Annotated in this window: 10 protein-coding genes and 1 pseudogene; 5 read left to right on the forward strand and 6 right to left on the reverse strand. The window is 67.6% G+C overall.

What is annotated here, in order from left to right; all coding sequences use genetic code 11:
* Positions 1-190 precede the first annotated feature (190 nt).
* Together ACUVWL_RS04180 and ACUVWL_RS04185 are read left to right on the forward strand one after the other, a co-directional pair.
* A pseudogene (locus ACUVWL_RS04180) lies at positions 191-672 on the forward strand (hypothetical protein); the annotation flags it as partial.
* 204 nt (positions 673-876) lie between these two features.
* Positions 877-1,395: a hypothetical protein gene (locus tag ACUVWL_RS04185; protein WP_014647630.1), complete on the forward strand. Its 519-nt coding sequence runs from the start codon at positions 877-879 to the stop codon at positions 1,393-1,395.
* A 46-nt stretch (positions 1,396-1,441) separates the two neighbouring features.
* On the opposite strand, the gene ACUVWL_RS04190 is transcribed toward ACUVWL_RS04185, so the two are convergent.
* From ACUVWL_RS04190 to hutI, 6 genes are all read right to left on the reverse strand, one after another.
* On the reverse strand, positions 1,442-3,553 hold the full coding sequence (locus ACUVWL_RS04190; protein WP_288496554.1) for a TonB-dependent receptor family protein: 2,112 nt from the start codon (positions 3,551-3,553) through the stop codon (positions 1,442-1,444).
* Positions 3,554-3,747: 194 nt separating this feature from the next.
* Positions 3,748-5,184: a serine hydrolase domain-containing protein gene (locus ACUVWL_RS04195; RefSeq protein WP_049442513.1), complete on the reverse strand. Its 1,437-nt coding sequence runs from the start codon at positions 5,182-5,184 to the stop codon at positions 3,748-3,750.
* Positions 5,185-5,332: 148 nt separating this feature from the next.
* A complete protein-coding gene (hutU, locus tag ACUVWL_RS04200; protein WP_445978843.1) occupies positions 5,333-7,000 on the reverse strand; it encodes a urocanate hydratase in 1,668 nt (555 codons plus the stop codon).
* The gene (hutG, locus tag ACUVWL_RS04205) at positions 6,997-7,851 is read right to left on the reverse strand and encodes an N-formylglutamate deformylase (RefSeq protein WP_445978844.1); all 855 of its coding nucleotides are present in this window, start codon (positions 7,849-7,851) and stop codon (positions 6,997-6,999) included. Before hutG ends, hutU begins: the two co-directional genes overlap by 4 nt.
* Entirely contained in the window at positions 7,848-9,389 is a 1,542-nt protein-coding gene (hutH, locus tag ACUVWL_RS04210) for a histidine ammonia-lyase (protein WP_014647625.1), read from the reverse strand. The genes hutG and hutH overlap by 4 nt, the downstream gene beginning before the upstream one ends.
* Positions 9,386-10,609, reverse strand: a complete 1,224-nt coding sequence (gene hutI, locus ACUVWL_RS04215; protein ID WP_046431452.1) for an imidazolonepropionase — start codon at positions 10,607-10,609, stop codon at positions 9,386-9,388. Before hutI ends, hutH begins: the two co-directional genes overlap by 4 nt.
* A gap of 67 nt (positions 10,610-10,676) precedes the next feature.
* Here hutI and ACUVWL_RS04220 point away from each other — a divergent pair, with 67 nt between their 5' ends.
* From ACUVWL_RS04220 to ACUVWL_RS04230, 3 genes are all read left to right on the forward strand, one after another.
* On the forward strand, positions 10,677-12,047 hold the full coding sequence (locus ACUVWL_RS04220) for a formimidoylglutamate deiminase (protein WP_445978845.1): 1,371 nt from the start codon (positions 10,677-10,679) through the stop codon (positions 12,045-12,047).
* A 28-nt stretch (positions 12,048-12,075) separates the two neighbouring features.
* A complete protein-coding gene (gene hutC, locus ACUVWL_RS04225; RefSeq protein ID WP_032957259.1) occupies positions 12,076-12,804 on the forward strand; it encodes a histidine utilization repressor in 729 nt (242 codons plus the stop codon).
* 94 nt (positions 12,805-12,898) lie between these two features.
* A complete protein-coding gene (locus tag ACUVWL_RS04230; protein ID WP_080053039.1) occupies positions 12,899-13,081 on the forward strand; it encodes a type II toxin-antitoxin system HicA family toxin in 183 nt (60 codons plus the stop codon).
* Positions 13,082-13,085 lie beyond the last annotated feature (4 nt).

A 13,085-nucleotide genomic window follows, 5' to 3' on the forward strand; every position in this document is an offset into this window, starting at 1 on the left:
AAAGTCATGATCCAGCCGCCGGCGCGCGGGTACAAGGCCGGCGCCAGTGCGGCCTGTGGGTGATGGACCCACGGCCCCATCGCGCTGGAATCCGTCCACCACCGCCTACGCGTGCCCGGCAAGGATGTCCGCATGCAGCATCAGGTTCCCGAAGTCCCTGGCCGCGCTGCCTCCGGCCCCCGGCGGCGGAATGAAGCGCTCACGCCATTTTTCACGCGGTCCACTGAAATTGCCCGTAAACCACGGCAGCGAAGTCGTGCGTGCGCGCCAGCACCTGCAGCAGCGGGGTTGGCCACGCCTGCAGATGGCCCTGATCGTCGCCCTGACCGGTGCGGCCGGATTCCTTGCCTCGTACCTGCTGCGCCTGGCCGGCATCGACGCGATGTTGCTTCGCTACCCGATGGCCGTGTTGCTGGCCTATGGCGTGTTCCTGCTGCTGGTGTGGATCTGGATCCGCTGGCGCTGGGCAACGTACTGGAGGGACTGTCGCCGGATGTGGGCGGTGGCAGCCCATCGCCTCGCATGCAGGGCATGCAGGAACAGGGATGGTGGCGGGTATGCGTGTCGCATACGATCTGGCCGCTGCTCGGCCTGCTGCTGTTTTTCGCCGTACTGGGCTGGCTCGCGCAGGAATGCGTGCCGGGTGCGAGCCATCTGCTGCAGGTCATCCAGGGGGGGGAGTGCGGTTGGCTCCTTCATATCGCCTGGACCCGCCCCGTTTTCAGCTGCACTGAACAGTAGGCTATGATCGCGGTCGGCCGGGATTCGTGTCCCGGCGGTGTCACCTATCGGGAGCTTGTCGTACTGCATCTGAAACAGGGGCGCTGGATGGCCGGACGCCCACTGGGACACACAACCACTGACGAGGAAGAGCGCATGGATGTCGCTGCACGCAGGAACAGGACGTTGTTTCGTTGGATCATGGTGACGCTGCTGGCGGCGTTGTTGCCGTTTGCAGCACTGGCGCAGCCCGCAGCCGGGCAGGCCGATGGCGCCGAAGCCGCCACCGCCGCGGAAGAGGCGCAGTGCCGCGCCTGTACCTATGAGCGCATTGGAACCAAGGTCGATATCGGCCTGGTGGCACTGGTGTCGCTGCTGGTGGTGGGCCTGCTGACCGCGGCGTCGCGGGAATGGGGCACTACCTCGCAGCGCTGGACCTGCCGCACGCTGGCCCTGCTGCTGGTGGGTGTCGGTCTGGCGTTGCTGTGGTGGGCTGGCAGCGTCGTCTACCTGGGCTACAACCCGTGGCAGGAAATGGCCGCCCCCGCCGATGGCTCGCTCACCTCGACACTGCTCAGTACCTCGCCGAAGTGGTTGGCGGCACTGGTGCTGATCGGCTTGGCGCCTTCCATCTGGAAGCGCAGCGAGCGCCTGCCGGCCTGGCGTATCGGCTGACACTGGAACGGCGGCGCCGGATCACACCCGGCGCCGCCTGCGGTCATCAGTCAAACCGCAAACGCACACCAGCGTAGATGCCACGGCCTTCGCCCGGCGTCGAGCGGGCAATATCCCTGCCTACGTCGTCGTAGCCCGGCGTGACCGTGGCGGTGTAGTGGCGGTTGCCGAGGTTGCGCATCTCCGCCCAGGCCTGCCAGCGGCCACCGGGTGCGTCGTAGCCGATGCGGCTGCCGAAGATCACGTGGCTGTCGGCCCAGTAGCTGTTGGCGTAGTCGACGGCGATGCGCGAGGCGTATTCGGTATTGAGCGCGGCGTACAGGCCGGATGCGTGATCGAAGCGCAGCTCGGCCTGGTAGGCGTGGCGCGGCAGGCCGGGCAGGCGGTTGCTGCCGAAACGCGCGTCGTGGCGGTAGCGGAAATCGCTGAAGGTATAGGCCTGGCGAAGCGACAGCCGGCCCGGTGCAGCCCGCCACAGCGTGCTGTCCAATCCGGCCTCGATGCCGCGGTGAACGGTGGGGCTGGCGTTGTTCTCGGCGATGAACAGGTTCGGCACCGGTTGCAGTTCAACGCTCAGCAGTTCGTGGTTCACGTGCGCGTAGTAGCCGGTCAGTTCCCAGCGGCCCAGCGCCGCGTCACCGCGCGCGCCCAGTTCCAGCGTGGTGGCGGTCTGGTTCTGCATCGGCACCGGCGCGCGCTGGCGGCCGGTAGACGGGCCATTGCCTGGCCCGAAGTACTGGTTCGAGCCCCAGATCATCGACCACGGGTGCGGCGCCTCCACCGAGCGGCTGAGGTTGCCGAACCACTGGGTCCGGGCGCTGTGCTGCCAGGTGAAGCCCAGTCGCGGCGCGTAGTCCCAGTCGTGGTCGCGCAGGCGGCCACCGCTGCTCGGCCAGGTCACCTGCACATCGCGACGGGTGTTGATCAGTGCCAGCCCGGTCTGCATGCGCAGGCGGTCATTGAAGGTGAGGGTGTTGCCGACGTGCAGCGTGCTGTCGGTGCCGTGGTGCCGGAAGTCACGCGTGCGCGTGCCGGCGGCATAGCCGTTGCTGGCAAAGCGCAGCGACTCGCGCACATCGGCGTCCAGATCGTGGGTGACGCGCAGGCCGACCGTGGTTTCGCTGTCCAGGCCGAACAGCCGGTGGCGGCGGCGGTAGTCCAGCGTGGCGTTGAGGTTGGCGTAGTCCAGCTGCTGCCGGTACAGGCTCTCGTTCAAGTCCATCGGGTACTTGTGATAGACCAGCCCGGCCTGCAACGAGGAGTCTTCATCGATCTGCAGCGTGGTGACGTTGCCCACCCAGGTGCTGCCCGGCTGCGGGCGACGCGCATCGATGGCCAGGTTGGCCGCATTCGCGGCACGCGGATCGTTACGGATCTGATCGCGGGTCAGGCGACCGGGCGTTTCATGATTGGTTTCGCGGTAGCGCACGAAGAAACGCGTCTGCAGGTCGGGCGTGATCTGCCAGCCGATGTTGGCCATCGCGCCCTTGCCGTCGCCGCGCGCATGACGCTGGTAACCGTCGAATTCGGTATCGGTGTAGGCCAGGAAGTAGTCGACATCACCACTGACGCCGCCCCAGCTGATGCCGCGCTTCTGGTAGCCACGGCTGCCGGCTTCGTAGTGAAGCTGCACGCCCGCCGAATCACGACCGCTGCGGCTGACGTAGTCGATGGCACCGCCCAGCGCCAACGCACCGCGCTCGAAGCCGTTGGCGCCCCGCAGGACTTCCACGCGCGACAGCCACAGCGGTTCCAGCAGCTCGTAGGGCGTGCCGCCCGGGCCGGTCAGTGGCAGGCCGTCGATCGACACCGCAATGCCCGAGGCGTGCGCGCCCGGGCCCCGGTTGATGCCCGAGCCACGGATCGAGATCTTGGTGCCCTCATTACCCGGCGACTGCGCGCTGATACCCGGCTGGTAGGCCAACACATCGGCGCTGGTGGATAGTCGGCTGTCGGCCTTGGCCACGTCGATGACGTTGCTGGCGCCGGGGATGCGCTTCAGGGCCTCGCGCGCCTGCGCGCTGGCATCGGCGGCAGCGGTGACCTGCACGGCATCGAGGGTGGTGGCCTGCGGGGCGGCGGCGGCGGTGGAAGCCAGGGCGAGGGAAACAGCCAGGAACAGCAGCGACGGGTGAGGGCGGTACGACGGAAGCGACATGCGGGAATGCTGTAAACCACGAAAGTGGCGCGCAAGTTAACAGGTCGACAGCGCCGCGTCACCCGCCGGCGGCGTATGGCCGCCCGCCGTGTTCCTGTAGAGCCGAGCCCACGCTCGGCTAATCGCGCGAAGCGCGGGTTGTCTGCCATCGCGGCGAAGATCAGCCGAGCACGGGCTCGGCGCTACAGCAGGGTTTATGGCGAGGGCTTCGCCAGCTTCTTGGCCTTCGCGTACAGCCGATCAGCCGCTTCCCTCTCCCCCAATGCAGCGTGGCACTCGGCCAGGCTGTCCCACGTGTTGGCGGACTGCGGATACAGCTCGGTGTTCAGCGCGAACACCTTCAGCGCCTTGCGTGCACCGAGGCTTTCGCGGATGGCATAGCCATCACCGTTGATCGCACGCTCCAGTTCGCCGGTGGGAACGCCATTGCTGTCGCGCAGCCAGCTACGCATCTGCGGTTTCGCATCGGTGCTGTCATCCAGCGCATAGCCGATCAGCCGCTCGGACAACACCGCATGCGGAAACTCCCCGGGCGCAACCACCGCCATCGTGCTCTCCACCAGCGTGCTGGACCAGACATTGCGGGCGCTGCCATTGGTCAGGTACACGAACACCCAGTAGCCGCTGGCCAGCGTGCCCTTGTAGGCCAATCGCGCACGTACACGGGTGCCACCATCGTGGCCGACCTGGGTGTAGCCGTCGCTGCGGGTGGTGTCCCAGCCGGTGGAGAAGAAGTTGCTGCCGCCACCGCTCAGCTTCTGCGGCTGCCAGAGTTTTTCCAGGGTCGCCGTGCGCACCAGCTTGCCGGTCGCCAGCGCCTGCAGGAAACGGTTCATGTCGCCCACGGTGGTCTGCAGGTCGGCATGCCCCCAGCCGTAGTTGGGCCAGGGATCTTCATTGGCCGGTTGCAACGCGCCATCCTTGCCGATGTACGGCACCGCCGCGCGCTCGACCGGCACGTTGGCGATGCCCCATGACGTGCTGGTCATCTTCAATGGCTGCAGGATGCGTTCGCGCGCGATGGCCGGGTAGGGCGTGCGGTAGTGTGCTTCCAGCAGCGCTGTCAGTACCAGGTAGTTGGCCTGGGTGTACTGCATGCGGCTGCCGGTGGCGAACTGCATCGGTGCCGCGCCGGCGACTTTCAGCGCAGCGGCAAGGTCAGGCGCTACACCGGGGTAGCCCTTGCTCACCCAGCGGTTATCCACCCGGTCGTAGTACTCGCCGATGCCGGAGCTGTGGTTGAGGAAATCACGCACGTGGATCGCCTGCCATGCAATCGGCAGGCCCGGCACGTAGCGGCTGGCCGGCGCATCCAGATCCACCTTGCCCTGATCGACCAGTTGCATCACCAGCGTGCTGGTCAGCAGCTTGGCCATCGACTGCGCGGCGAAGATGGTCTCGACGGTGGCAGGGGCATGGGCAGCGGGATCACGTTCACCGCTGGCGCCCTGGTAGAGCACCTGGCCGTTGTGTGTGACCAGTACCGCCTGGCCGGCAATGCCGTAGCGCTCGCGGTTGCTCTGCAGTTGGGCGTCGAGCTGAGTGGAGAGAGTGGTGGGGACGTCACGCGCCGAAGCGGGCGGGATCGCAAACAGCGTGCAGAGCAGTGCGGCAGCGAGCGTGCGGTACATCGCGGTGATCCATCAGCGGTGATGGCGCATGTTGGTCACGACCGACGAGCGGGTCAAGGCCGCCGATTCCCGCATCGGGGAGAGCCGGCCAGCGGCCGGCACTACCACACGTTTCGGTAGTGCCGGCCGCTGGCCGGTACCTCCGTGATCAGCCGAGGATTCCCGGCAGATCCAGTCCCTTTTCCTTCGCGCAGTCGATCGCGATGCCATACCCCGCATCGGCATGGCGCATCACGCCAGTGGCCGGGTCGTTCCACAGCACGCGGCCAATCCGCTTCGCCGCCGCTTCGGTGCCATCACAGACAATCACCATGCCGGCGTGCTGCGAGAAGCCCATGCCCACGCCGCCACCGTGGTGCAGCGACACCCACGTCGCGCCGCTGGCGGTGTTGAGCAGGGCGTTCAGCAGCGGCCAGTCGGACACCGCATCGGAACCGTCGGCCATCGCTTCGGTTTCGCGGTTCGGCGAAGCGACGCTGCCGCTGTCCAGATGGTCACGACCGATCACCACCGGTGCCTTCAGTTCGCCGTTGGCCACCATTTCATTGAAGGCCAGGCCGAGGCGATCACGATCACCCAGGCCGACCCAGCAGATGCGTGCCGGCAGGCCCTGGAACTTGATCTTCTCGGCGGCCATGTCCAGCCAGCGGTGCAGGTGCGGGTTGTCCGGAATCAGTTCCTTCACCTTTGCATCGGTCTTGGCGATGTCTTCCGGATCACCGCTCAGTGCGGCCCAGCGGAACGGGCCGATGCCGCGGCAGAACAGTGGACGGATATAGGCCGGCACGAACCCCGGGAAATCGAAGGCATTGGCCACGCCTTCTTCCAGTGCCATCTGCCGCAGGTTGTTGCCGTAGTCCACGGTCGGCACGCCCAGCGCGTGGAAGCCGAGCATGGCGCGGATGTGGTTGGCCATCGATGCACGCGCGGCCTTCTCCACTTCCTTGGGGGCGGAAGCGCGCTTCTCATCCCACTGTTCGACCGTCCAGCCCTGCGGCAGGTAGCCGTTCACCGGGTCGTGCGCGGAGGTCTGGTCGGTCAGCAGGTCCGGCTTCACGCCGCGCTTGAGCAGTTCGGCCAGCACATCGGCAACGTTGCCGAGCAGGCCCACCGACTTCGGCGTGCCGGCCTTGCACGACTCGTCGATCAGGCGCAGCGCTTCGTCCAGGTTGTCGGTCCAGGTATCCAGGTAGCCGGTGCGCAGGCGCATGTCGATGCTGCTCTTGCGGCACTCGACGGCCAGGCAGGAGGCGCCGGCCATCACGGCAGCCAGCGGCTGTGCACCACCCATGCCGCCGAGGCCACCGGTGAACAGCCACTTCCCGGTCAGGTCGCCGCCGAAATGCTGGCGCCCCATTTCCACGAAGGTCTCGTAGGTGCCCTGCACGATGCCCTGCGCACCGATGTAGATCCAGCTGCCGGCGGTCATCTGGCCGTACATGGCCAGGCCTTTCCTATCCAGCTCGTTGAAGTGGTCCCAGTTGGACCAGCGCGGCACCAGGTTGGAATTTGCGATCAGCACGCGCGGCGCGTCGGCGTGGGTGCGGAACACGCCTACCGGCTTGCCCGACTGCACCAGCAGGGTCTGGTCGTCGTCCAGGCGCTTGAGCGTCTCGACGATGGCATCGAAGCTTTCCCAGTCGCGCGCGGCGCGGCCGATGCCGCCGTACACCACCAGTTCCTGCGGGCGCTCGGCCACGTCCGGGTGCAGGTTGTTCATCAGCATGCGCAGCGGCGCTTCGGTCAGCCAGCTTTTGGCGTTGAGCGTGGTGCCGGTCGGCGCGGCAATGGTGCGGGACGGGTCGTTGCGGGTCATGCGGCGCTCCGGTTCGTAGCGAATTCAAGGCAGGCGTTGAGCACCTGCGCCAGGGTGTGGCGCAGCGGTGCGGCGTGGGCGGGGTCGAGCGGGGTGGGCCAGCTGTGTTCGTCCACCTGGTCGGGCAGCGGCTCGTGCATGTAGCCGCGGCAGGCAAGTTCCATCTGCAGGCTATGCACGCCGCCCGGGATGTTGCTGTAGTGGCGGGTGATCCAGCCGCCCTTGAAGCGGCCGTTGCGCACCTGGCTCATGCCACTGAGCGCCAGCAGGTTCTCCACCACATCGCTCAAGGCGTTGTCGCAGGAGGTGTCCGGTGCACCGGAGGGGCCGGCGGTACCCAGGTTGAACTGCGGCAGCTCGCCTTCGAACAGGTGCGGGATGTGTGAGCGGATCGAGTGCGCGTCGTACACCACCACGGTAGCGTGGCGTGCGCGCAGGCGCGTGATCTGCGCCGCCAGCGCATCGTGGTAAGGCAGGAAATACGTGTCGCGGCGACGGGCGATTTCCGCTTCGTCCGGTTCGCGCCCGGCGTGGTACAGCGGCTGGTTGTCGAAGGTGGTCAGCGGGCACAGGCCGGTGGTGTTCTGGCCCGGGTACAGCGACACGCCGCTGGGATCGCGGTTGAGGTCGATCACCGAACGCGAGATCGCCGAGCGCACCGTGGTCGCGCCCATGCCACGCACGAAGTCGTACAGTTCGTGTACCCACCAGTCTGTGTCGCGGCGGGCCAGCCACGGTGAGTGGTAGTCGCCGATCAGGTCGTGCGGCAGCTCGCTGCCGGTATGCGGAAAGCTGACGATGAGGGGGGCGTCGCCTTCGTGCACCGTCAGCCATTCGGGATGGGTATTCATGCCTGCGGTTCCACGGTTGGCAGCAGGTCGGTCAGGCCCTGCGCCAGCGCGCCACTGCGCACCAGATTCGTGGCGGTCACCATGTCCGGATGGAAGTAGCGGTCTTCTTCCAGCGTCGGCACCTGCGCACGCAGGGTGGCGCGCACGGTTTCCAGCGCGGCGCTGGAGCGCAGCGGGGCGTGGAAGTCGCAACCCTGCGCAGCGGCCAGCAGCTCGATGCCGATCACGTTGGCGGCGTTCTCGGCCATCTGCATCAGCCGGCGTGCGCCATGCGCGGCCATCGACACATGGTCTTCCTGGTTGGCCGAGGTCGGGATCGAGTCAACGCTGGCCGGGTAGGCGCGCTGCTTGTTTTCCGAGACCAGTGCAGCAGCAGTCACCTGCGGAATCATGAAACCGGAATTCAAACCGGGACGCGGGGTCAGGAAGGCGGGCAGGCCGGACAGCGCCGGATCGACCAGCATCGCCAGGCGGCGCTCGCTGATCGAACCGATCTCGCACACCGCCATCGCCAGCATGTCGGCGGCAAAGGCCACCGGCTCGGCGTGGAAGTTGCCACCGGACAGCGCTTCGCCGGTATCGGTGAACACCAGCGGATTGTCGGACACGCCGTTGGCTTCGATTTCCAGCGTGGTCGCGGCCTGGCGCAGGATGTCCAGCGCCGCGCCCATCACCTGCGGCTGGCAGCGCAGGCAGTACGGATCCTGCACGCGCACGTCGTTGTCACGGTGTGATTCGCGGATGTCCGAGCCCTGCATCAGCGCGCGCAGGGTGGCGGCGGTGGCGATCTGCCCGCGCTGGCCGCGGATCGCGTGGATGCGCGGGTCGAAGGGCGTGTCGGAACCCTTGGCAGCTTCCACCGACAGCGCGCCGGTCACCAGTGCGGCCTGGAACACGGTCTCGATCTCGAACAGGCCGGCCAACGCATAGGCGGTGGAGAACTGGGTGCCGTTGAGCAGCGCCAGGCCTTCCTTCGCGCCCAGTTCGATCGGCTGCAGGCCGGCACGTGCCAGTGCGTCGGCTGCCGGCAGGCGCTCGTCACCGATGAAGGCTTCGCCTACGCCCAGCATCACGCTGGCCAGGTGCGAGAGCGGCGCCAGGTCACCCGAGGCACCCACCGAGCCCTGCGCGGGCACCACCGGCAGCACGCCCTTGACCAGCATCGCTTCCAGCAGCAGCAGGGTTTCCTCGCGGATGCCCGAAGCACCCTGCGCCAGGCTGACCAGCTTCAGCGCCATCATCAGGCGCACCACGCTGGCCGGCATCGGCTCGCCCACGCCAGCGGCATGCGAGAGCACGATGTTCCGCTGCAGGGTGGCCAGGTCTTCGCGCTCGATGCGCACGCTGGCCAGCTTGCCGAAGCCGGTATTGATGCCATACACCGGCGCGCCCTTGGCGACGATGGCGGCCACCGCCGCCGCACTGGCGCGCACCACCGGCAGCGCGGCCGGGTCCAGTGCGAGCGGCGCACCGCGATAGACCTGCCGCCACTGGGCGAGAGTGACATGGCCGGGGCGAAGAACCAGGGTGTTGCTCATGTGTTGCTCCAGGAGGCAGGCAGGTCGGGCTGTCCGCGCACCACGCGCGCGTGCAGCGGGTTGAATCCAATGCGATAGACCAGGTCGGCGGGGGCATCGATGTCCCAGATCGCCAGGTCGCAGTCCATGCCCACCGCCAGGCGGCCGATGCGCTCGCCATGGCCCAGTGCGCGCGCCGCTTCACGGGTGAAGCCGGCGATGCACTCGTCCACGGTCAGGCGGAACAGGGTGGCGCCCATGTTCATCGCCAGCAGCGGGCTGGTCAGCGGCGAAGTGCCCGGGTTGCTGTCGGTGGCCAGCGCCAGCGGTACGCCGGCCGCACGCAGCGCGGCGATCGGCGGCAGGGTGGTATCGCGGGTGAAATAGAAGGCACCGGGCAGCAGCACGGCGACGGTACCGGCAGCGGCCATCGCGGCGATGCCGGCATCGTCCAGATGTTCGATATGGTCGGCCGACAGTGCCCCGAAGCGGGCCGCCAGTTCGGCGCCATGCTGGTTGCTCAGCTGCTCGGCGTGGATCTTCACCGACAGCCCGTTGGCGCGCGCCGCCTCAAAGACCTGGCGCGCCTGCGCCGGCGAGAAGGCGATGTTCTCGCAGAACACATCCACCGCTTCGGCCAGGCCTTCGGCGGCGATGGCCGGAATCATCACCTCGCACACTTCGTCGGTGTACTCCTGTGCTTCGCGGCCTGGCGGAACCGCGTGCGCGCCGAGGAAGGTGGTCACCACGTTGACCCGGCATTCCTCGCCCAGCGCACGCGCCACCTGCAGCTGCTTGCGCTCGTCGGGCAGGGTCAGGCCGTAGCCGGACTTGATCTCGAGGGTGGTCACGCCCTCGGCGCGCATCGCCAGCAGGCGTGGCCGGCTTTCGCGGGCCAGCTGTTCCGGCGTGGCGGCACGGGTGGCGCGCACGGTGGAAACGATGCCGCCGCCGGCACGGGCGATCTCGGCATAGCTGACGCCCTGCAGGCGCTGCTCGAACTCGTTGGCGCGGTTGCCGGCGTAGACCAGGTGGGTATGGCAGTCGATCAGGCCGGGCGAAATCCAGCGGCCTTCGCCGTCGATGCGGGTGGTCGGCTGCAGGTGGGCATCGCTGCCGGCCGCGCCGACATGGACGATGCGGCCGTCGGCGCAGGCCAGGACGCCATCGCGGATGACACCCAGCCCTTCGCCATCAAGGGTGATCAGGTGGACGTTAGACCAGAGGGTATCGACGTGCATGGCATCCACAACGCGGCTGTGCTTATATGTCTATACAATATAGGCGTCCATTTCGGGTTGTCCAGCCATGTCCGATTCGCGTTCCCCGCACAGTTTCCATGCCGCCCACGCCCTGCTGGCCGAGGGTTGGGCCCGCAATGTCCGCCTGCAGGTGCAGGACGGTCGCATCGCGGCCATCAGCACGGGGCAGGGCGCGCAGGCGGGCGACACCCGCGTCGGAATCCTGGTGCCGGGCCTGCCCAACCTGCACAGCCATGCCTTCCAGCGCGGCATGGCCGGGCTGACCGAGATCGGCGGCGGCGACGGTGACAGCTTCTGGAGCTGGCGCGAGCTGATGTACCGTTTCCTGGCCCACCTGCGCCCAGACGCGGTGCAGGCCATTGCCGCCCAGGCCTACATGGAAATGCTGGAAAGCGGCTTCACCCGCGTCGGCGAATTCCATTACCTGCACCACGATGCCGACGGCCGGCCGTATACCAACCGCGCCGAGATGAGTGCGCGGATCGCCGCCGCCGCCGACCAGACCGGCATTGGCTTGACCCTGCTGCCGGTGTTCTATGCACATGCCGATTTCGGCGGGGCGGCGCCGAATCCAGCGCAGCGGCGCCTGATCCACGACGTGGACGGCTTCGCGCAGCTGCTGGAGGCCGCCAAGCCGGCCTTGGCCGCGCTGCCCGACGCGGTGCTCGGCATCGCACCGCACAGCCTGCGTGCGGTCACCGGCGAGGAACTGAGTGCGTTGCTGCCGCTGACCGACGGCCCGGTGCACATCCATATCGCCGAGCAGGTGCGCGAAGTGGAGGCCTGCCTGGCCTGGAGCGGCCAGCGCCCGGTGCAGTGGCTGTACAACCATGCGCCGGTGGATGCGCGCTGGTGCCTGGTGCATGCCACCCACATCACCGATGACGAGCGCGCGGCCATTGTGGCCAGCCAAGCCGTGGCCGGCCTGTGCCCGATCACCGAGGCCAACCTGGGCGACGGCCTGTTCCCGATGCAGGCGTTCGCGCGCGAGGGCGGGCGCTTCGGCGTCGGTTCCGATTCCAATGTGCTGATCGACGCGGCCGAAGAACTGCGCCTGCTCGAATACGGCCAGCGTCTGACCCTGCGCGGTCGCAACGTACTGGCCCCGGATGCCACCCGCAGCACCGGCCGCTTCCTGTTCGAAGGCGCACTGCACGGTGGTGCACAGGCGCTGGGCGTGGCCGCTGGCCTGCAGGTGGGCGCCAGTGCCGACCTGGTCGAACTGGATGCCGGGCACCCGGCGCTGCAGGCGCGACAGGATGACGCATGGCTTGACAGCTGGGTGTTCGCCGCACGTAATGGCGCGCTGCGATCGGTCTGGCGCCATGGCCGCCAATGCGTGGCCGAGGGCCGCCACCTGCAGCGCGAGGCGATCACCACCGCCTTTACCGCCGCCCTGCGTGGCGTGCTGGGCTGATCGCCTCCCGCCACCGAGACCCCATTACGTGAAGGCCAGCAAGTCCGCCACGCTCAACCAGCGTATCCGCAGCGATCTGGAAAGCCGCATCCTCAGTGGAGAGTGGGCGCCGGGCTTCCGGATTCCGTACGAGCACGAGTTGATGGAGCAGTACGGATGCTCGCGGATGACAGTGAACAAGGTGCTGACCGCACTGGCCGAGAGCGGCATGATCGAGCGCCGCCGTCGCGCGGGTTCGTTCGTGGCGCGTCAGCCACCGCACCTGGAGCAGGTGGCGCTGGAGATTCCCGATATCGCGATGGAAGTCGGCTCGCGGGGACATCAGTACGCCTATCGACTGCTGCAGCGCGATCTGCGCCTGGCCGATGCCGGCAATGCCGGCGAAGTGGAGCTGGCCGGCAGCGAAATGCTGCTGGCGATGCGCTGCCTGCACCTGGCCGATGGCCGCCCGCTGGCGCTTGAGCACCGCCTGATCAGCCCGGTGGGCGTGCCCGAGGTGTTGGAGGTCGACTTCAGCACCACCGCCCCGGGCAGCTGGCTGCTGCAGAACGTGTCCTGGACCCGTGCCCAGCATCGCATCAGTGCCTGGGGCGCGGATACTGCCACCGCCAGGCTGCTGGATGTGAAGCCCGGTACCGCCTGCCTGGTGATCGAACGCCTGACCTGGCGTGGCGAACAGCCGATCACCCGCGTTCGCCAGGTGTTCCTGGGGGATGCCTGGGACCTGGTGGCGCGCTTCGCGCCGGGCGCGCGATAGGGATTCCATCCACGCATGGCGTGGATCTACTCTGCCGAAACGACTGTCGCCTTGAACTCTGTCGGGGCGTGTGTACGATGTGTATCGTCCCTGCATGAAGAGCAGGGACCTCATCCGGGAACTGGAAGCGGCAGGTTGGATCTGTCGTCGGATCCGCGGATCCCATCATGTATTCGTGCACTCGCAGCACCCTCACATCATCACCGTTCCTCACCCAAGGAAGGATCTGGGGAAAGGGCTGGTGCAGGCGTTGCGGAAGCTCGCAGGACTGACGTAGGAGG

The organism is Stenotrophomonas muris (genome assembly GCF_052751275.1).